Annotated in this window: 17 protein-coding genes; 7 read left to right on the top strand and 10 right to left on the bottom strand. The window is 66.9% G+C overall.

Annotated features, from left to right (window positions below):
• Positions 1 to 16 precede the first annotated feature (16 nt).
• Genes ACT54L_RS16295 through ACT54L_RS16275 form a run of 5 tightly spaced genes read right to left on the bottom strand, consistent with a single transcriptional unit; the run spans position 17 to position 6,856 of the window.
• On the bottom strand, positions 17 to 1,090 hold the full coding sequence (locus tag ACT54L_RS16295) for an SIP domain-containing protein (protein ID WP_476086680.1): 1,074 nt from the start codon (positions 1,088 to 1,090) through the stop codon (positions 17 to 19).
• Positions 1,083 to 3,071, bottom strand: coding sequence for a Fe(3+)-hydroxamate ABC transporter permease FhuB (gene fhuB / locus ACT54L_RS16290; RefSeq protein ID WP_476086679.1), 1,989 nt, complete (start codon positions 3,069 to 3,071; stop codon positions 1,083 to 1,085). The genes ACT54L_RS16295 and fhuB overlap by 8 nt, the downstream gene beginning before the upstream one ends.
• Position 3,072: 1 nt before the next feature.
• Positions 3,073 to 3,951, bottom strand: coding sequence for an ABC transporter substrate-binding protein (locus ACT54L_RS16285; protein WP_476086678.1), 879 nt, complete (start codon positions 3,949 to 3,951; stop codon positions 3,073 to 3,075).
• Positions 3,948 to 4,745, bottom strand: coding sequence for an ATP-binding cassette domain-containing protein (locus ACT54L_RS16280; protein ID WP_476086677.1), 798 nt, complete (start codon positions 4,743 to 4,745; stop codon positions 3,948 to 3,950). The genes ACT54L_RS16285 and ACT54L_RS16280 overlap by 4 nt, the downstream gene beginning before the upstream one ends.
• Positions 4,739 to 6,856, bottom strand: a complete 2,118-nt coding sequence (locus ACT54L_RS16275) for a TonB-dependent siderophore receptor (RefSeq protein WP_476086676.1) — start codon at positions 6,854 to 6,856, stop codon at positions 4,739 to 4,741. The genes ACT54L_RS16280 and ACT54L_RS16275 overlap by 7 nt, the downstream gene beginning before the upstream one ends.
• Before the next feature lie 282 nt (positions 6,857 to 7,138).
• Here ACT54L_RS16275 and ACT54L_RS16270 point away from each other — a divergent pair, with 282 nt between their 5' ends.
• Complete coding sequence (locus ACT54L_RS16270) at positions 7,139 to 8,023, top strand: helix-turn-helix domain-containing protein (protein ID WP_476086675.1); 885 nt, start codon at positions 7,139 to 7,141, stop codon at positions 8,021 to 8,023.
• Between the two features lie 83 nt (positions 8,024 to 8,106).
• Here the strand turns inward: ACT54L_RS16270 and ACT54L_RS16265 are convergent, their stop codons facing one another.
• Together ACT54L_RS16265 and ACT54L_RS16260 are read right to left on the bottom strand one after the other, a co-directional pair.
• Complete coding sequence (locus tag ACT54L_RS16265; RefSeq protein WP_476086674.1) at positions 8,107 to 9,825, bottom strand: dienelactone hydrolase family protein; 1,719 nt, start codon at positions 9,823 to 9,825, stop codon at positions 8,107 to 8,109.
• A gap of 222 nt (positions 9,826 to 10,047) precedes the next feature.
• Complete coding sequence (locus ACT54L_RS16260; RefSeq protein WP_476086673.1) at positions 10,048 to 10,446, bottom strand: RidA family protein; 399 nt, start codon at positions 10,444 to 10,446, stop codon at positions 10,048 to 10,050.
• 172 nt (positions 10,447 to 10,618) lie between these two features.
• Between ACT54L_RS16260 and ACT54L_RS16255 the strand changes: the two genes are divergently transcribed.
• The 4 genes from ACT54L_RS16255 (at position 10,619) to ACT54L_RS16240 (ending at position 13,446) form a co-directional block, all read left to right on the top strand.
• Positions 10,619 to 11,230, top strand: a complete 612-nt coding sequence (locus ACT54L_RS16255; protein ID WP_476086696.1) for a TetR/AcrR family transcriptional regulator — start codon at positions 10,619 to 10,621, stop codon at positions 11,228 to 11,230.
• A gap of 190 nt (positions 11,231 to 11,420) precedes the next feature.
• Positions 11,421 to 12,083, top strand: coding sequence for a DUF2239 family protein (locus tag ACT54L_RS16250; protein ID WP_476086672.1), 663 nt, complete (start codon positions 11,421 to 11,423; stop codon positions 12,081 to 12,083).
• Positions 12,080 to 12,541, top strand: coding sequence for a DUF1330 domain-containing protein (locus ACT54L_RS16245; protein WP_476086671.1), 462 nt, complete (start codon positions 12,080 to 12,082; stop codon positions 12,539 to 12,541). The genes ACT54L_RS16250 and ACT54L_RS16245 overlap by 4 nt, the downstream gene beginning before the upstream one ends.
• Positions 12,538 to 13,446: an alpha/beta fold hydrolase gene (locus ACT54L_RS16240; protein WP_476086670.1), complete on the top strand. Its 909-nt coding sequence runs from the start codon at positions 12,538 to 12,540 to the stop codon at positions 13,444 to 13,446. Before ACT54L_RS16245 ends, ACT54L_RS16240 begins: the two co-directional genes overlap by 4 nt.
• 141 nt (positions 13,447 to 13,587) lie before the next feature.
• Here the strand turns inward: ACT54L_RS16240 and ACT54L_RS16235 are convergent, their stop codons facing one another.
• On the bottom strand, positions 13,588 to 14,307 hold the full coding sequence (locus ACT54L_RS16235) for a GntR family transcriptional regulator (RefSeq protein WP_476086669.1): 720 nt from the start codon (positions 14,305 to 14,307) through the stop codon (positions 13,588 to 13,590).
• Between the two features lie 321 nt (positions 14,308 to 14,628).
• Here ACT54L_RS16235 and ACT54L_RS16230 point away from each other — a divergent pair, with 321 nt between their 5' ends.
• Positions 14,629 to 16,035, top strand: coding sequence for an aminotransferase (locus tag ACT54L_RS16230; protein ID WP_476086668.1), 1,407 nt, complete (start codon positions 14,629 to 14,631; stop codon positions 16,033 to 16,035).
• 63 nt (positions 16,036 to 16,098) lie between these two features.
• Here ACT54L_RS16230 and ACT54L_RS16225 read toward each other — a convergent pair whose 3' ends face one another.
• The gene (locus ACT54L_RS16225) at positions 16,099 to 17,691 is read right to left on the bottom strand and encodes a gamma-glutamyltransferase family protein (protein WP_476086667.1); all 1,593 of its coding nucleotides are present in this window, start codon (positions 17,689 to 17,691) and stop codon (positions 16,099 to 16,101) included.
• A 315-nt stretch (positions 17,692 to 18,006) separates the two neighbouring features.
• Between ACT54L_RS16225 and ACT54L_RS16220 the strand changes: the two genes are divergently transcribed.
• Positions 18,007 to 18,732, top strand: coding sequence for a GntR family transcriptional regulator (locus tag ACT54L_RS16220; protein WP_476086666.1), 726 nt, complete (start codon positions 18,007 to 18,009; stop codon positions 18,730 to 18,732).
• 170 nt (positions 18,733 to 18,902) lie between these two features.
• Here the strand turns inward: ACT54L_RS16220 and ACT54L_RS16215 are convergent, their stop codons facing one another.
• Complete coding sequence (locus ACT54L_RS16215; protein ID WP_476086665.1) at positions 18,903 to 19,946, bottom strand: ABC transporter substrate-binding protein; 1,044 nt, start codon at positions 19,944 to 19,946, stop codon at positions 18,903 to 18,905.
• Between the last annotated feature and the right edge of the window lie 76 nt (positions 19,947 to 20,022).

Raw genomic sequence — 20,022 nt, 5'->3', positions numbered from 1 at the left:
TGCTTGCTACGCTGTCTCAGTCCCCGATGTCCACGCCAGCATGGCCGAGGCGCCAGTAGGCGGCGACCATGCGGTGCGCCTTGTCGAAGCCGGCCTCCTTTGTGAGGAAGCGGCGGATTTCCCGGGCCTCGGCCTGCTCGCAGCCGACAAAGGCGCGGGCGGTTGTCAGGTCCGCCGGAAAAGTGAGCCCACGGATTGTCGCCGGCAGCAGGCCCGCGCCCCCCGCCGGGCGGCCGTCGCGGGTAAGATAGCGCAGGTCCAGCCGGGCAGGTGTGGCGAGAACCTGTTGCTCGGCCGCATCCGCAACCTCAATGCGCACCACCGCCAGGCTCTGCGCCGGCAGGTCTTCCAGCAGGCGGGCGATCGCCGGCAGCGCGGTCTCGTCGCCTGCAAACAGGTTCCAGTCCGCCGGCTCGGGCCGGGCACCGCCGGGGCCGAGCAGGCCTACCGCATCGCCCGGTTCCGCCTCCCGCGCCCAGGTGGCGCCGGGGCTTTCGCCCTCGTGGAGCACGGCGTCGATGGCGATGGTGCCGGCCACCGTGTCCACCGCCCGGACCGTATAGACGCGCGGCACCAGCGCGTCTGCGCCCTCCGGAAAGACGATGCGACCGTCCGCCCCCGCATGCGGCCAGACCGGCCTGCGCCCGCGCGGCGGGATCAGCACGCGCACATGCAGGCCGGGCCCGGAAAAGTGCGCCGCGTCGCCGCGCAGGATCACGCGGCGCAGGCGCGGCGTCACAAAGTGGCTCGCCACCACCTCCATGGCGCGGAAGAAGGGCAGGCCCCCATCGGTGCCGTCGCCGGTCCAAACCAGGGCCTCGCAGCCGCGCGGTGCGGTCCGGATGAAGCCCTCGGCCGTGACCATTTTGAGAAACCCGAGCGCGGCGGTGTTTGGGCTCTCGCACGCGGCGATGAAAGTGTCGCCCTGCGCATGCAGCGTAAGGCGGCCGAACTGCGGCGCCTCCACCACCGCCCCCTCTCCGGTTGAACGCACCGCCGCATGGCCTGCGAAATGGAGCTCCAGGGCGCGGATGGTGGCGAGCGGGTCGGGGAGGCGCACCTGCGCGCGGGCCGTGAGGGTGTCAGCCATGGCGTGCGCCTCCACGCTGGAGCAGGAAGATGAGATAGGGGCCGCCGATCAAGGCGGCGAAGAAGCCCACGGGGATCTGATAGGGGAAGGCGACGTTGCGCCCCAGCCAGTCGGCGAGGATGAGCAGGACCGCGCCGAGCAGCACCGAGGCCGCCAGGAAGGGGAGCGGCCGCATGAACCCTAAAAGCCGCGCCAGATGCGGCGCCAGCAGCCCCGCCAGGCTGAGCGGGCCAACGAAGAAGCTGGCAAGCGCGGTCATCAGCGCCGCCAGCAGCGACAGGACGAGCCGGCTCGCGGTGAGCGGCAGGCCCAAGGCGCGGCCGGTCGGCCCGCCCAGCGGGAGAATCTCCAGCCAGCGGGCAAGCAGCGGCAGCGGCGCGAGCAGCACGATGCCGCCACCAGCGAGAATGGCCGCCTCGCTCATGCCCACCCGGTCGGTGCTGCCGGCGAGCCAGGCCAGCAGCAGGAATGTGCTCCAACCGCCGGTGGCAAATACCGCGGAAAGAATGGCGAGGCACATGCAGCCGAGCGCCACCCCGGCGAGCAGCATCCGCTCCGGCCCAAATCCGGTCCAGGCGCCGATGGCGAGGATGAACAGGAGCGCGGCCAGCGCTCCGGCCGCGCTCGCCGCCATGAGCACGCCGATGCCGGGGGCATCCAGCAGCACCAGCGCAAGCGCCATGCCCGCGCCGCCGCCCGCGCTCACGCCCAGCACTTCCGGACCGGCCAGCGGATTGCCGGTGAGGCGCTGAAGCAGGGCGCCGGCCGCGCCCAGCAGCCCGCCCGCCATGGCGGCGGCCACGATGCGCGGCGCGCGGAAGGGAAGGAGGTCGTCGATCAGGGGGCCGGTGGCGAGAAACCAGCCATGCCCGTCGCTGCCGAAGACAAGGGAGAGAGCGCCCAGTCCCACGGTACACGCGCCCAGGAGGAGCAGCGCGCGACCCGGCCGGGCCAGGCGGCGCTGGTCCGCGCCGGACGCCGGTGCGGGCGGCGTGGTGGCCGTCACGCGCGGCAGCAGCCGGAGCAGGACGGGACCGCCGATGAGCCCCACCACCGCGCCGGTGGGCATGGCGTCGCCCGTCGCACCGCCCAGCACCTGCACCAGCCCGTCCGCGATGGACAGCAGCAGGGCGCCGATCAGCGGCGCGCGCAGCAGCATATGTGCGGGGGTGCGCGCGCCCGAGATGCGCGCGAAGGCGGGGGCGGCGAGGCCCACGAAGCCGATGACGCCCACCTGGGAAATCACGGTTGCGGCCAGCGCAACGGCAATCCCGATCACCGCCATCCGCACCGCCAGCAGCGCGACGCCGAGGCTGCGCGCGCCTGCATCGTCAAGGCTGAGGACCGCCAGCGGCCGCGTGAGCAGGGCGGCGAGGGCACCGCCCGCCAGGAGGCTGGCGCCGATGGAGAGCGCGCCCGACCAGTTCTGCTGATGGAGCGACCCCGCCCCCCAGATGAAGACCGAGAGCACATATTCCCCGCGCGCCAGGACGATGGCCGAGGCGGCCGCCGCCGCCATCAGCGAGACCGTCATGCCGGAAATGACCACGGTGACGGGATCGAGCCGCCGCCTCAGGCTCATGGCGAGCACCAGCGAGACGGCGACGGCCCCGCCGGCGAAGGCCACGCCCTCCCGGGACCAGCCGAGCAGCCCGGGCGCGAAGCCGAGGGACAAAGTGAGGGCAAGCTGCGCGCCGGAGGCGATGCCGAGGGTGGAGGGGTCGGCGATGGGATTGCGCAGCACCCGTTGGAGCAGCGCGCCGGACAGGCCCAGCGCCGCGCCCGCCAGCAGCGCGGTCGCGGCACGGGGCAGGAGGCTGTGCCAGATGAGAACATCCGCGAGACGGCGCGCCGTCTCGGTGTCCCCCGGCAGGTCGGGACGGCGCAGGAGGGTGGCGAGGAAGAGGCCCGTCGCGAGCGCGCACAAGCCCGCCCAGACAGGCGCCCCATGACGGGGCGAGCGCGCGCTTGGAAGGCTCATGTCAGCCAAGGCCCGATCCCTCCGGCGCGGCGAGGCTCGCCACTAGCAGGCGGGCGAAGCGCTCCGCCGTCGGCAGGCCGCCGAACGGATTGACTGGCGCCAGCACCCGCACCTGCCGGTCCCGGACGCTGGGCAAGGCCCGCCACAGGGCGCTCTGGGGCAGCACGCGCTGCGCGTCGGGCGGCACCGGGGGCAGGATGACAAGACCCGCATCCGGATAGGCCGCCAGCGCCTCCAGCCCCACGGGGGCGGAGGCGGAATAGGAGGTGTTGCCGGTCCAGGCATTGGCAAGGCCGAGGCGGTCCAGCACCTCGCCGAAGATGCTGTCGCGGCCGAAGACGCGGAAATGGCGGGCATCACCCAGGTTGATGACCAGTAAGGGGCGCCCGGCATGGGGCGCCACCGCGCGTCGGCACGCGTCCAGCCCCTGTTCGGTGCGCGCCACAAGGCCCGGCCCCGCCGCGGGCCGTCCGCAGGCTTCGGCGAGGCGGAGCGCCGCCTGCCGTGCCCGTGCCAGCGGCGCGCCGCCCCGCTCGTAGATGGTGATGGTCTCCACCCGCGCGATCAGGCGCAAATGCGGTTCCGACAGGGCATAGAAGGCGGAGCTGAAGATGAGATCGGGAGCGGCAAGCCGCAGCGCCTCGAAGCTCGGCAGCCCTCGCAGGCCAATGTCCCGCACGCTGTCCGGCACCGGCGGCTCCACCGCCACGGCGCGGAACAGGACCAGCTCCGCCGCCGCCACCGGCACGATGCCCATGGCCAGCAGGGTCTCCAGCAGCGCCCAGTCCAGGGTGGCGACGCGCGGCGCGCTGGCGCGTGCGGGCCCGGCCGCCGCCACGAGGGCGCCGGCGAGCAGCGCGCGGCGGGTCAGGGCGGTCACAGCACGTATCCCAGGGGAGCGCCGGTGACCGGATGCGGCATGACGCCGATCGGCAAGCCATAAATGTCGCGCAGCGTCGCCGGCTCCATGATGTCCCGTGGCGAGCCCTTGGCGATCAGCCGTCCGCCCTTCAGGGCCACCAGCGTGTCGCAGGTGCGCACCGCAAGGTTGATGTCATGCAAGACCACGACCACCGACATGTCGGTGCCCGACCGCGCGAGATCGCGCACGATGGCGAGCACCTCGATCTGGTGGGCGATGTCGAGCGCGGAGGTCGGCTCGTCGAGCAGCAGGCAGCGCGTGCCCTGCGCCAGCATGAGGGCGAGCCAGGCCCGTTGCCGCTCGCCGCCGGAAAGGCTGTCCACCAGGCGATTGGAGAAAGCGAGAAGATCGGTGCGTCGCAGCGCCGCCTCCACCGCCGCCGCATCCTCAGCCCCGAACCGGCCGAGCACGCCGTGCCAGGGATAACGCCCCAGCGCCACCAGTTCGCGCACGGTCATCCCCTCCGCCGCGGGGGTGAATTGCGGCATGTAGGCGACCTTGCGGGCAAAGGCCCGCCCGCCCCACGCGGAGAGCGGGCGCCCCTCGAACCGTACCTCGCCGGCGCTTGGCACCTGCTGGCGGGCCAAGAGCTTCATGAGCGTGCTCTTGCCCGAGCCGTTGGAGCCGAGCAGCCCGTGCACCTGCCCCGCTGCCAGGCTGAGATCCAGCGGGTGGAGGATGTCCCGTCCGCCCGCCCGGAAGGCGAGCCCGGCGGCTTCCCAGAGAGGGGGAGGGGATGGTGCGGTTACCATTTGTAGTTGATCTGCGCCACCACGGTCCGGCCGTCGCCATAAAAGCAGCCGAAGAACCCGCAGCTCGCCACATAGGTTTCATTGGCGATGTTGTTGATGTTGATCTGGGCCTTGAACGGCCCCTTCTGGTAGTGGATGGCGGCATCGAAGAGGGTGTTGGCATCCAGCGCGATGGAATTGTCGTCCATCGCGAAGCGCGAGCCCACATAGCGCACGCCGCCGCCAAAGCCGAAGCCGCTCCACGCGCCGGTCCTGTAGGTGTAGTCCAGCCAGAGGTTGGCCATGTTCTCCGGCACGTTGGCGGGCCGGTTGCCGGCATATTCGCCCTGCGTGATTTCGGCGTTCATGTAGGTATAGCTGGCGATCAGGCTGAGGCCTTCAGCCAGCGTGGCGGTGGCGGAGAGTTCGAGGCCCTTGACCTCCACCTGGCCCAACTGCGTCTCGTAGCTGATGCCGTCGATCAGCTCGGACGACAACACGTTCTTCTGCTTGAGATCGTAGATGGCAGCCGTGAAGAAGCCGTTCCAGCCCACCGGCTGGTACTTCACGCCAAGCTCAACCTGCTCGCCCGTGGAGGGCTGGAAGGCACCGCCCCCAAGGGTGGTCGGCAGGTTGCCGATGACCGGCTCGAACGAGGTCGAGTAGCTGACATAGGGCGCGATGCCATTGTCAAACAGATAGGTCAGGCCGATGCGCCCGGTGGTGGCGGAATCGTCCTGATCCTGTTCCGTGTTGCCGAAATTGGTGATGGTCGTGGAGACGGTTGTCGCCCAGTCGTGCCGGATGCCGGCGGTCAGGCGCCAGTTGCCGAGGCTGACCTGATCCTGCGCATAGAGCCCGGTCTGGCTCACGGTGCCGTTGACCTGAGACAGGTACCAGGGCGTGGCCGAGACATATTGATTGTGGACGGGATAGAGCAGGTTGATGGAGGGCGCGAGGCCGAACTGCGTGAAGTCGTTCTCGTGGTAGCGCCGGTAGTCGAGGCCGAACAGAACCTTGTGGGTGAGCGGACCGGTCTGGAAGTCGCCCTGGACCTGGGTGTCGATGGTGATGGTGTTCTGGTTCTCCTCGTTGAGCGAGGAGCCCCGCAGGGCGACTGCCGGGTTGGAAGCGTCGAGGCCGCTGTAATAGAGGCTGTTATAGTCCCAATCGAGCCAGAGATACCGGGCGTTCTGGCGCACCTGCCAGTTGCTGTTGAGCTTGTGCTCGAACTCGTAGCCGACACTGGCCATGGTGCGGTTGGAGCTGTCATAGGAGGGATCGCCCAGGAACAGGCTGGTCGACAGCAGGTTCTTGATGGGTGTCACGGTGTATTGCACCGGCAGGCCGACAGGCGTTCCCGACCGGTCGTACTGAATATTGGCAAGCACGGTGAAGGAGGTGTCGTTGGTGGGCTTCCAGGTGATGGCCGGCGCGAAGAACAGTCGGTTGTCGTCCACATAATCGGTCTGCGTGCCCGACTGGCGCGCGAGGCCGGTGAAGCGGTAGGCGAAATCCTGGCCCCATACGCCGCCCACATCGAAGGCGCCGCTGTAGCGGTCGAAGGTGCCAATCTCGCCCTGGACTTCGCCGAAGGTGGTGAAGGTCGGCCGCTTGCTGATCATGTCGATGAGGCCGCCCGGATTGCCCTGCCCGTAGAGCACCGATGCCGGTCCGCGCAGCACGTCGATGCGCTCCAGGCCATATTGTTCGATGGAAACTGAGCCCTGGTCGCGGGTGAGCTTCAGGCCGTTGAGATACTGGCTGTTGGCGGTCGAGAAGCCGCGGATGATGGGTGCGTCGAAGCGCGGATCGACGCCGAACGGCTGGCCGAGCACGCCGGGTGTGTATTCCAGCGCCTGTCCCACATTCTGCACCCCGCGGGTATCCATCTGGTCGCGCGTTACCACGGACATGGATTGGGGCACCTCGATGATGGGCGTGTCGGTCTTGGTGCCGGTCAGCGTCTGGTGCGCCACATAGCCATCCACGGGCCCGGTAGGGGATTCGCGCGTGGTTTCCACGTTGATCGGCTCGAGATTGATTTGGTTCGCCTGCTGGGCATAGGCCCCGCCTGTGGAGAGGACCGTTCCAGCCGCCACACCGCCCAATAGCAAAGTGCGAAGTCGCATGCCAGATGTCCCAGTCATTCCTGAACCCCAATGCCGAATACGGTAATTAAGAACAATTCAAAACTGAGTTTCACCGCTGGAAACTCGCGCTTCGGCGTCTCATAGCAACGGGATCTACGCTCGGATTGTCCCTTCCTGTTGCGGTTTGACGGATTTTGTTGCGATAATGCTCCTCATAGCAGAAGTGCATTCGCCAATCAGTGTTTTGGCTACACTTCAAAATGATTCAAAAATTGCCGCTGGCCATTTACGGCACCGGAGCGAGGAGAGACGGCCCAGACCATGACCTTTCACCCCCGCATGGTATCGGCGACCGAGGGCATCCGGGTGCTCGAAGACCTGCGCTGGCGCCAGTGGAACGGCGTGGTGGCGGATGTCTGGCACGTGGACTGCGCCCGCGGCGGCGGCGGCTATTATATTTCGCAGGATGCCCGCCTCTTCGTCGTGCTGGAGGGTGGCAAGCGACATGCCGGCGTCCAGCTCTCCACCCGGTCGGGCGCGGTGGAGGGCGCGCGGGCGCCGCTCCACATGAGCTATGTCCCGGCGGAAATGCCGCTGTGGTCGCGGATCGAGGCCGATGGAGAGCTGCGCCATCTGGACCTGCATTTCAACATCGACGCCCTCTCCGAGCGACTGGGCACCCGGCTGGATGGAGAGCGGCTGGCGACCCCCCGCCTCGCCTTCATGGACGAGCGGCTCTATGCCATCGCGCGCCTCATCGCCGAGGAGTGCCTCGCGCCTGAGGCCCATCATGACCTCTATGGCGACGGGCTCGTGGTGGCGCTGTTCATCGACCTGATGAAACTCGCCCGAACCGAGGCGCCCGCGCGTCGCTCGGCGCTCTCTGCCCGGCAAATCCGGCGGGTCACCGCCTACATCGAGGAAAATTGCCTGCGCAACATCCGCCTCCAGGAACTGGCCGCCTTGACCGACCTGTCCCAATCCTATTTCAGCCATGCCTTCAAGGCGGCGACGGGGGTGCCGCCCTATCAGTGGCACATGCGGGCGCGGATGCGGAGGGTCGAAGCCATGCTGGCGGATGCCGACCTGACGCTGCCGGAGATCGCGGTGGCGGCAGGGTTTGCCGACCAGGCCCATTTCACCCGCGTGTTCCGCCGCTTCGCCGGTGTGACGCCGGCCGCCTGGCGGCGGACCCGGCGCGGCTGAGGTTTCGTCTCGGTCGTGCCGAAGAGGGCACGCTCCAGCCCCCACGGCTCACCCCCCACTCTCATGCCGGACCGGTGGCCCGGTTACTTGCTTCGATCGCCCTGGGGGCTTTGGCTGAGCCGCGTGATCGCCTCCCTTGCTTGACGGGCATAGCGGGTGTCTCCGCCCCCATCTGCCGCCATGCGATAGAATGCGATCGCGCGGCTGCGATCGGGCGTCACGCCTCGTCCCGTTTCCAAGGCAAGCGCGAGGTTGAAGGCGCCCCAGGGATTACGCAGGAAGACCGACCGCTCGAACAACGCGATGGCAGCCGTCGGGTCTACCGAAAGTCCTGCCCGCCCATCGCGATGAAATGTGCCGAGATTGGCCATGGCAAATGCGTTGCGAAGGGCTGCGGCACGCTCGAACCACAGCAGGGCCTCGCGGTCGTCCGGTGCGCCAGCGTAGCCATCGGCCAGCATTTCCCCCAGCAGGTTCATGCTGGCTGCCTCCCCCGCGATCGCGGCCTCCCGCGCCAGCCGCACCGCAGAGGACCTGTCGCTGGAGGTCGTCAGGCCGCGCCGGATGGATGCGGCGAGTTCCCATTTGGCTACCGGATTGTCGCGGGCTGCCGCGAGGTTCAGCAAGCGCTCGGCGCGGGCGAGATCGCGCTCCGCACCGCGTCCGTCCCGCAACACGCGGGCAAGGCCCACCATGTCGCCGACCCATCCAGCGCGAGCGCGAAGGCAGATGCGGACTGCCTCGTTATCCATTCCGTCACAGGAGCCCACAGCCAATAGGGCTTCGCGGTCCAAGAGGAAGCCCTGCTCGCGCAGGATTTGAATGACATCGGCGGTGAGTTGCTCCTTGACCCGCGCATCGCCGCCCACCGTCACAGATGTTCCTGGCATCCGACACTTTTCCCTGGCGAAGGCGTCGATCTCCGGGAAGTGAAGCACGCGTCCGGTTTCACGGTCGACCCAGGTCGCCGCATCCCGCTGGAAAAAGCTGCAGCGCCAACCTTCTGCGTTCACTCGATAGGTGCCGCCGACCCCTTCCATGCTGTGGAAGACCCCAGGGTATACGGCGAGGCGCACATGTCCCCCAGCCATCCGGGTTCGCTCGGCCAGCTCAAGGCAAGGTGCGACCGGTGTGTAGTCGTCTTGCTCGGCCAGCAAGAATACCAGCGGTGCTCCGGTCGTTGCAGGGTCTTCATATTGAGTGGCGCATCCAGGAGTGATCGCCAGATGGACTGCGAAACGATCATGGCCCGCGTCTTGGCGGCGCAGTTCCTCCACATAGGCTGTTCGCATTGCAACGATGCCGCCCTTCGACATGCCGAGTATGGCTATTCGCTCCGGATCGACGCGAGGATCTGCCTTCAGCCATCGCAAACCGGCAATGGCGTCGCCGACCGAAAGGCTGATGGGCAGTTGCGACTGGTCCTCGATGGTATTGCGAATGCCGCGCGGGGTGAAACTATCGACAATTAGAACCACAACACCTTCACGCGCCATGCGGTCGGCCCAGAATACCTCGACATGCGGAGCAATGCCGCCGCTGGATGGCGTGATGACGAGGCCTGGCGCCCGCGTCCCGGGGAGGAGGCCGCGCGGCAGAAACAATTCCGCCGTCACTCGGTCGCGGCGCACTTGCCCGTGGTCCCACGGCACCCGGCCAACCAGTTCAATGCCGGGCGTCACCTCATAAGGAAGGGCGGGGGGACCCTGCCCAAATGCAGCCGCTGCGAAGCCGAAGGCCAGCGCGAACGAGCAGAGGGCGACCATGCCACGCCCGAAGCCGACGGCCGCCGCGATGCTCATGGCTTCTCCGAAGTGTTGGTTGCGCGCGGCCCAAGCTTAGCAATCAGAGCGTGTTTGAGAAGAGCGGACAGCATCCCGGCCAGCGCCCGATGAAGGGGCGGTGGCCACCCGTGACAAGGGCATCGGCGATGGTGGCCGCCGCGCATCCCGCAGCGCTGAGATGCGCAAGGGGAGGGCGGCTTGCCATGCCATTCCTAAGGCGCAGAGCGGGCGACCGCACGGCTAGGCGGCGTCGGGAATCCGGGCGATCACCTTGATCTCGAAGTCGAACCCGGCGAGCCAGTGGACGCCGACCGCCGTCCAGGTGGGAAAGGGCGCTGCCGGAAAGATGTCATTCTTGACGGCCATGATCGTGTCGAACTGATGTTCGGGATCGGTGTGAAAGGTCGTCACGTCGATGACATCATCGAAACCACATCCGCCCGCCTTCAGTGTGGCTTCGAGATTGGCGAATGCCTGACGGACCTGGGCCTCAAAATCCGGCTCGGCAGACCCGTCGGCGCGACTGCCCACCTGACCGGACACGAAGAGAAGTCGGTCAGCCTTCACGGCCGCCGAATAGCCGTGTGCCTGGTAAAGGGCGTGGCGACCGGGCGGGAAGATCGCTTGGCGCTGAGTCATCGGGTGGTCCCTTTCAATTGGAGAGCGGTATGACGTGATGGACAATCCGACGCGGTTTGTGCATTCGCATACATTGCGTATGTGATAGTGCGGCGCGGGCTCGGTGTCAAAATCAGATACGCGACGTATGTGAATGGAGGGAGTGGTGGCGAGGACCCGGCGTGCGGAAACGATGGAAGCAAACCGTTCCCGATTGCTCGCATGCGCGCGCAAGGCCTTTGCCGCGCACGGTTTTGCGGCCGCCTCCATGGACGAGCTCACCGCGGAGGCCGGGCTCACCCGGGGCGCGCTCTATCATGGCTTTGGCGACAAGATGGGCCTGCTGAGCGCCGTGGTCACCCAGGTGGACGGCGAGATGGCGGCCCGCGCGCGACAAGCCGCAGCCGGGAGCGCATCGGCCTGGGAGGGGCTGCTCGCAGAAGGCGCCGCCTATATCGAGATGGCACTTGATCCCGAAATTCGCAGAATCGTGCTGCTCGACGGGCCGGCTTTCCTTGGAGATCCGTCACAATGGCCCAGTCAGAATGCCTGCCTCACCGTGACCAAGCAGACGATCGCGGACCTGATCGAGGACGGCGTGATGAAGCCGGTCGATATGGAAGCCGCCGCCCGCCTGCTGAGCGGGGCGGCCTTCAATGCTGCCCTATGGGTGGCGGCAAGCCAGGAGCCACAGGTTGCGCTGCCCAAGGCGATACAGGCGTTTCGCGTCATGGCCGAAGGTTTCCTGGCAGATCCGGGCAAGCGCGGTTCGTCCAAGCCGGCCGGCGGCGAGGCAAAAGCATAACCGGGCTCCTGGCCGCCTAAGAGCGGCCCGTAGGGAACATCTCTTATCCGTCCCGGCCGTGCGTGCGCTCCAATCCTGGGGAATTGGCTCATGAGATGCGGGGCGAACGGGGGAGTTATTTTACCCGGGTATAATTGACGGGATAATTTTATCCGGGTATTAATCGCGCATTCCACGGAATGAACGCGACATGTCTGATCCCTCCACCAAACCTTGCACGGCTTTCACAGGACAGCGTGTGCTGATGTCCGGCCCGCTGGGGCAAGTTGCCGTTGCGGTTGCGCGGTCCACGGGGTCCGCGGATGCGGTTCTGGTGTTCGACGATGCCACCGGCCAAGTGGTCGATCTCGACCTTCGAGGCAGCGATGCGGAGATTCTTCAGCGGCTCTCCGCCCCTGCCATGCCATCTGTAGGTCGCTATCGCCCACAAGCAGATGCCAGCCCAGAGGGGGAGTCCACAGAGACCGCGGAACGGGGCCGCGGGCGGCCGAAGCTTGGAGTGGTGGCCCGTGAAGTGACGTTGCTGCCCCGGCAATGGGAGTGGCTGTCGGTTCAGCCCGGCGGTGCATCCGTGACACTGAGGCGGCTCGTGGACGCGGCCCGTAAGGTGGAACATCCTCGCCAGCAAAGACGAGCGGCCCAGGAGGCCGCGTACCGCTTCATGCAGGCGATCGCCGGCGACCTGCCCGGCTACGAGGAGGCCACGCGCGCCCTTTTCTCGGACGACCGTGTCGGGCTGGAAAAGCAGATGGACCCTTGGCCGGAGGACATTCGGGCCTATGCCATACGCCTTGCCTTTGGGCCTTCCACGCCCCTCGACCAGGCTCAGCGGATCGAGGGGGGAGATCGATGAACAGGTCGAACCCGATGGCATATATGGCGCCCACGCAGGAAGCGGGGCGGCGGTTCGTGCAGCGCGGCCTTTCCGGGCCGATCGTTATGCTGAATCTGCTGAAGTTCAGGGATGTTGCCGATTACTCGGACCATCCCGAGCTGGCGCCGGACATCCCGATCAGCGGTGCCGAAGCCTTTGATCGCTACGTGCGGCATGCCCTTCCCTTTCTGCGGGAGAGCGGGGGCGATGTCCTGTTCCTCGGCAAGGGCGGGCCCTTTCTGATCGGCCCCGCCGACGAAGAGTGGGACCGGGCGATGCTCATCCGCCAGGCCAGTGTCGCGTCCTTCCTCTCCTTCGCCAGCCACGAAGCATATCTGGCAGGGCTCGGTCATCGCGTGGCGGCAGTGACCGACTCCCGTTTGCTGCCGCTTTCGGACATGCCAATTCCCATGAGCACGGAAGGTGTGCGGCCATGAATATCGTGACCGCAAATGGGGTCGAGCTTGCCTGGGAGAGCTTCGGAGATCCCGCGGCTGAACCGATCCTGCTGATTTCCGGGCTCGGCGCGCAGATGATCCGCTGGAGCCTATCCTTTTGCGAGGCCCTCGCCGCGCAGGGATATCGGGTCGTCCGGTTCGACAATCGGGATGCCGGCCGCTCCACCCATATGAGCGGATCGACTCAGCCGGATTTTGGCGCCTTGGCGTCGGCTCTGATGGCCGGACGTAAGCCCGACGTGCCCTATACGCTTTCCGATATGGCGGGCGACGCGATCGGCCTCCTCGATGCGATCGGCATCGGGCGGGTTCATGTGGTCGGGAGGTCGATGGGCGGCATGATCGCCCAGATTCTGGCGAGTGAACATGGTGACCGGGTGCTGTCTCTCACCTCGATCATGTCGAGCACGGGCAATCCCAGTCTGCCGCAGGCCACGCCGGACGTGATGGCCATGATGATGCGTCCTGCCCCCGATCCCGCTGTCGATCCCGACGGCTATTTGAGCGTGCGCCTGGCCTTCGCGCGCCGCATCGCGGGGACGGCCTATCCCCTCGACGAAGCCGCCTGTCGGGCCCTTCTGCTGGAAGAGGCCCGACACAGTCATGATCCGGCCGGGACTGCGCGTCAGATTGCGGCGATGGCGGTGAGCGGAGATCGGCGCGCGCGTCTGGCGACGATTGCCATGCCTGCGCTCGTCATTCATGGGGCGGATGACCCGCTGATACCGGCCGCCTGCGGGCACGATACGGCAATTTCAATCCCCCATGCCGTCTACCGGCTGATCGAAGGTATGGGCCACGATCTGCCGCCTGAACTCGACGCCGTGGTCATCCGCGCCATTTGCGAGGGCTTTCGTACAGGGTCGCCTCTTCCAAGTCTGTGAAGCTTTGATTGCCCGCGGCGTTCCATGTTTCGCGCCATGGCCGCCACCCGCCCGTCCGATTTTCGGGCGGCACCATGTCTTGGTCATCCGACGTGCTGCCGTCCCTTCCGGGCGCGCCGCGCTTCGGGCGGGCCTCCCGCTTCAGGCGAACTCCGCCTGCTGCATGAGGAATTGGCCGCCGGAGGAGATGTCCTTGCGCATGGCCGCTGCGGCGGCCGGCCCGTCGCCGCGCGAGAGCGCGCGCAGCACCTCGTCGTGGAAATCCAGGTCGAGCACGCCCACGAGGCCGCCGTCGAACCGCCCGGAGAATTGCCGCAGGAACGGCCCCACCTGGAGCCAGAGGGTTTCGATCAGGAAAAGGAGCGAGGCGGAGCGGCTGGCGCGATAGACCTGAAACTTGAACTCATAATTGCAGGCCAGAAACACCGCGATGTCCTGGTTCCGGGCGGCCACCACCAAGGCGTCCTGTTGCGCCTGCAATGCGCGCAACTGCGGCTTGGTGATGAGGTCGGCGGCAATCTCCGTGGCTGCCCCCTCGCAGATCAGCCGCGTGCTCATGAGATCGGCGAACCGGTCGCGGGTCATGGGCGGCAGCGTCAGCGACCCGCTGGGAAGGGCCACAAGGGCCTTGAGCGCCTGAAGCCGCGCCAAGGCGGCGCGCACCGGCATGTCACTGGTGCCCAGCTCCTGGGCGAGCTTGCGGGAGGTCAACTTGCGGCCCGGCTGGATCTGGCCGGCCATGAGGGCGCGCGTCAGGCGCAGGAAGACGATCTCGTGCAAGGGCACCGTCTCCACCGCCTCCAGGCCAATAGGCTGCACCCCTGTCTTCGCCGCGTCCTGCGACGTCCCTTTGCGCGCCATGACGGTCCTCCCGATCGCCATGGTTCACCAAAGCGCCGCGCGGAGCAATTTGGGGAGGATGGATCCTGTAGCGCCGGCCGGCAAGGGTCCGATCCCTTTCGTATACAACTTTGTCGCCGATTCTGGTTTTCCGTTGCACCGGAACGAGCGTCTGCTTTAATGCGATCGCAGATCGCAAAATCGGCATGCGTGACAGGCTGCCATGGGCGCACGGCGAGGCTGCGGGCTCCGCAGCCTCGCCGTCCGCGCCAGCCCTCCCGCACCGATTGCGACCGGCCGCCGCGCGCTGCGGCGGACGCCTTTGCCGCAAGGACCAACCCGATGACCCACCTTCCCAATCTGTCGCTCGAAGACCTGGACAAGGCCGCTCTGTTTCACCCCGCCACATCCATCGCCGACCTGTTGCGTGACGGCCCGTCCATCAACGACACGGCGAAAGGGGTGCGCGTGACCACGCATGGCGGTGACGAGCGCATCGACATGGGCGCCGGCCTGTGGTGCGTGAATGTGGGCTTTGGCCGGGAGGAACTGGCCGAGGCCGGCGCCAAGGCGATGCGCAACCTGAGCTATCAGCATCTGTTCGGGGGCGCCTCCTGCGCGGACACGATCCGGCTGGCAGATCGCCTCCTCACCCTGTTCCGGGAGCAGGCGAAGGCGCCGCACATGGCCCGCGTGTTCTTTGGCACCTCGGGGTCGGACGCCAACGACACCGCCTTCAAGCTGGTGCGCTACTACAACAACCTGCGCGGCAAGCCGCTGAAGAAGAAGATCATCTCGCGCATCGGCGCCTATCATGGGGTGACCCTGGCCTCGGGCAGCCTTACGGGCATCGCCTCCTATCACAAGGCCTTCGACCTGCCGCTGGAGGGGGTGCTGCACACCTCGTGCCCGCATTATTTTGGCTTTGCCGAGCCGGGGGAGAGCGAGGACGCCTTCACCGATCGCCTGGTGGGCGATCTGGAGGCGCTGATCGCGCGGGAAGGGGCGGACACCATCGCCGCCTTCATCGCAGAGCCGGTCATGGGCACGGGCGGGGTGTTCCTGCCGCCGGCGGGCTATTTCGAGAAGGTGCAGGCGGTGCTGGACCGCCACGACATCCTGCTGATCGCCGACGAAGTGATCACGGGCTTCGGCCGCACCGGCTGCTGCTTCGCCAGCGGGCTCTATGGTCTGCGCCCGGACATCGTGTCCTTGGCCAAGGGGCTCACGAGCGCCTATTTCCCCATGTCCGCCTCCATCGTCTCGGAGCGCATCTGGTCGACCCTGGAAGCCACATCGGCCGAGATGGGCGCCTTCATGCACGGCTTCACTTATTCCGGCCACCCGGTGGGCAGTGCCATCGCCCTCGCCAATCTCGATCTGCTCGAAGGGGAGGGGCTGGTGGAGAATGCGGCACGGCTTGGACCCTATCTGGTCGAGCACTTGCGCCACGCGGTGGGCGAGAACCCGTTCGTGGGCGACGTGCGCGGCGTCGGTCTCATGGCAGCGGTGGAATTTGTGGCGGAGAAGGGCAGTCGGCGGGCGTTTCCGGCGGGCTCGGCCCCTCAGCGCCTGGTGGCCAAGCACGCCACCGCGGCGGGCGTGCTGACCCGGGCGCTGCCCTTTGCGGCGGTGAATTCCTTCTCGCCGCCGCTCACCATCACGGCCGCTGACATTGACGAGGCGGTGGAACGCTATGCCAAGGGCCTGTCGGCGGCCATGCCCGCCTTGCACGCGCTCTTGGGCTGAGCCTGCGCCTTTGGGCTAAGGAAGGTGGCCGGCGCAGCGTGCGCCGGCCACCTTTTTTGGCGGTCAGTAGCCGAGGGCGCAGCCGTCCTTGCGCGGATCAGAACCGCCGAACAGCGCACCCTTCTGCCAGTCGATGGCGATGGCCTGCGCCCCGCCGATGGGGCCGGACGGGGCGATTACCTTGAGGCCACGGCGTTCAAAATCGGCCGCGAGCGTGGCGCGCAGGCGCCCCTCCATCTCCACATGGCCATTATCCGGCCGCGGGAAGAGACGCGGCAGCTCCGCCGCCTCCTGCAGGTCGAGCCCGTGATCGAACACCGCCGAGAGGAAATAGGCGTGGCCCATGGCCTGGTAATGGCCGCCCATGACGCCGAAGGTCAGGCAGATCCGACCGTTCTCGGCCGCCATGCCGGGGATGATGGTGTGCAGGGGCCGCTTGCGCGGAGCGACGCAATTGGGATGCCCCTTTTTCAGGGAGAAGCTCTGCGCCCGGTTGTGGAACAATACGCCACTCTTGGGGGCCATCAGGCCGGAGCCAAAGGCGTTAAAGACGGAATTGATGAAGGACACGGTGTTGCGTGCCTTGTCGACCACCGAAATATACACGGTGTCGGCGTGCTCCACTGCGGGTGCCGGGAGGTGGATGTCGCTGGCGCGGTGCATCTTGATCCGCGCGGCGAGCCTGTCGGCCAGCGCGTCGGACAGGAGGTCGTCCACCGGCACCGGCACCTGGGCGGGATCGGCGAGCAGTGCGTCCCGCTCGGCATAAGCCAGGCGACTGGCCTCCGCCTTCAGGAACAGGGTGTCGGGGTGAAGAGCGTCACCCTTCACCTCGAACCGCTTCAGGATGTTCAGGATCAGCAGCACCACCACACCCTGCCCGTTGGGCGGGCATTCATAGATGGTGCGGCCGCGATAGGTGGTCGTGATCGGGGAGACATATTCCCCCCGCGCCTCGGCGAAATCCTCCAGGGTATGGAGGCCGCCCCTTCCGCGCAGATAGTCCACCATGTCGGCGGCGACGGCGCCTTGATAGAAGCCAGCCGCGCCGTCCTGCGCGATGCACTCCAGCGTGTCGGCCAGAAGCGGCTGACGCAGCAGAGCGCCCACGGCGGGGACCTCTCCTGCCACCAGGAATGTGTCCCGGACGGTGGGGTCGCGCCGCAGCAGTTCCAGTTCCCGGCCCATGTCGAAGGCGACACGCGGGGTCACGGCATAACCGTCCCGCGCCATGGCAATGGCCGGGGCGAGGACCTCGCAAAGCGGCATGCGGCCATGGTCGGCATTCAGGCGCGCCCAGGCCTCCACTGCTCCTGGCACGCTTACCGCATGGGGGGAGTGCCGCTCCATGGCTGTGGCATTGCCTGTTGCAAGCGCATCCCATGTGGCGGCGGCGGGCAGGCGGCCGGAACCATTATAGGCCACGACGTCGGTCGAGCCCTCGGGTGCGTAAAGCGCAAAGCAGTCGCCACCGATGCCCGTGGAGCCGGGCTCCACCACGCACTGCACGGCGCAGGCACCAATGGCGGCGTCCATGGCATTGCCGCCGGTCTTCAAAATCTCCACCGCCGCGAGGGTCGCCGCGGGGTGGGACGTGGCGGCCATCCCCGCGCGCCCGACAGCCAGGGAGCGCCCGGTGGTCTCGAAGTTTCTCATCTCATCTGCCTTGTGTTGCCATCTCAGCGTGAAGCCAAAGGGACGTGAGGCGGGGGCGCATCAGGCGCACCGCGAATGTGTGAACAGGATTGTATTTATAATTGTATACGTCAATCGTCCGGCGGTGGCGAGGTGGCGCCCCATTGTTGCGCCGAAGGGGGAGCGCCAGCTAAGGGGCGGGAGATGCGGTGAAAAAGCAGGCGCGCTCGCGTTGCCAATGAGATACATAATTGCATACTTTTCTGCACCGACTGGCGCCGCGTGACGCGTCCGCATCCGGTCGGCGTGGCCCCTGGTGTTGGCGAGGCAGTGTGAATGAGTGAGGCAGCGGCGGATGGGAAGAACAAGCGCCATTCCCTGCGCGAGCAGGCCTACGCAGAACTGAAGGACCTGGTCCTGACGGGACGGCTGCGCCCCGGAGAGCGCCTGTCGGAGACACGACTTGCCGAGCGGCTCGGTGTCAGCCGTACACCGTTGCGCGAAGCGCTGATGAAACTGGAGGAGGAAGGGCTGGTCGTCGGCCGGCGCAACCTTGGCTATGTGGTCGCTGACTTCGACATCAAGACCGCCTGCGACCTGCTGCATGTGCGCGCGGCGCTGGATGCCTGCGCCGCGGAACTGGCGTGCGCCGTGGCCACGGAAGAGGATCTGGTGGCCATCCGCGCGATCATCGATGAGATGATTTCGTTCGAGGATAAGAAGCGGTCGAATACGGCCAATGTCGCCCATAATCTCGATCTCGGCCTCAAGATTCACAAGGTGATCGCGGCTGCGACCCGGAACGACGCCCTGATCCGCATGACCGAGCAGGTCTACCAGCAGTTGCAGATGGCCTTGTGGCTGGAAGTGTTGTTCCAAGATGCCGAGCGCAGCGGGCTGGAACAGCACATCGCCATCGCGGACGCCATCACCGCGCGCAATGCGGAGGCCGCAAGCAAGGCGGCCCGTGCCCATGTCATGGCGCGGCTGGAGAGCATGACGCGGGTGCGTGAGATCTTCCAGGAACGCCACATCGCGCCCAACCTGAGGTCTCTGCGCTGAGACGTGGGGTCCCGCCGCGACGACATTCCATTCCCCGCTCCCCCCGGGATGCGGCCTGCGGTTCTGCCGCCGCTGATCTGGCCGATGTCGGGCAGTCGGGCCGAACGGAAGGTCCGGTGTCCCGGTTGCCCCCGCGACGTCGGGCGCGCACTGCGGCGCGCCCTTGGCTCTCAAGGGGCTTCGATGAGCTTGCGATCGAACTTGTTGATGTCCTCGATCAGGGCGTTGGTGGTGATGGTCTTGGCGTCCACCTGGCCGGAGAGGATGCCGGCCTCGCGCAGCCAGTCCATATAGGCCTGATAGGCGCCAACGTTCACCTCGCCCCACAGGGTCTGCCCCTCGGACAGCTTCCAGGTGAGAATGCGATCGTTCAGGATGGCGAGGTCATAGGTCACCGCTTCCTCGCCATCCATGTTGGAGGGCCGCGTCTGCGGATAGAGCTCATAGGTGATCTTGATCGCTTCGCGCGGATGAGCGATGGCATAGGCGGTGCCCATGGCATAGGCGCGGCTGAAGCCCACCAGATCAGCCCGGCGCTTTTCAATGGTCTCGTCGAGCGCCACCCAGGAATTGCTCGGGAAACGCTCGATCGCCGGGTCGTCCAGCCGCTTCAGCTTCACGCCGGCGCGCTCGATCAGGGTGTAATAGGTGTCATACTGGCTTAGCACCTTCACCTCGCCGCGGCGTACGAGGGCAGCGGTCTGCGCCGGTTCGCCGGTGACCACGAGGCGGATGTCGGTATCTGGATTGAGGCCGGCCGCCTTGGCGAGCGACTTGGCGATCGGCACGCCGACGGAGCCCATGGAGAGCACTCCGATCGTCTGGCCCTTCAGATCCTTGTAGCTTTCGATTCCACTGTCGGCCTTCACGGCGAGGCCGAAAATGTTGCGCCGGTACGCTTCAAAGAAGACCCGCGCCTTGACGCCCTGGAGGGAGAGGATGGCCAGCGGCTCAGGTGCAGCCAGGGTGATGGCGACATCGCCGGTGGCGAGGCTGCGCATGCAGTCGATGGAGCCGGGGAAGGTGACCATCTCCATCTCGACGCCATTGTCCTTGAACCACCCCTTCTTCTGGGCAATGGCGAAGGGGGCGACGGCGGCATTGTAGGTCTTCGCGCACCAGCCGACGCGGATCTTTGTTTCGGCCGTGGCCGGAAGGGCGGCGCAGAGCGCCAGGGCAGTGGCGCCGAGCGCGGTAACGACACGATGGAGCATGGGGCACCTCTGGTTGGAGATTTGAGACGGATGGGCCGGTCAAGGCCGTCGCCGGTGCGCCGCACCGGCGGCAGTG

Source organism: Aquabacter sp. DMC10 (assembly GCF_056314145.1).
This window is presented reverse-complemented; position numbering and strand designations above follow the sequence as displayed.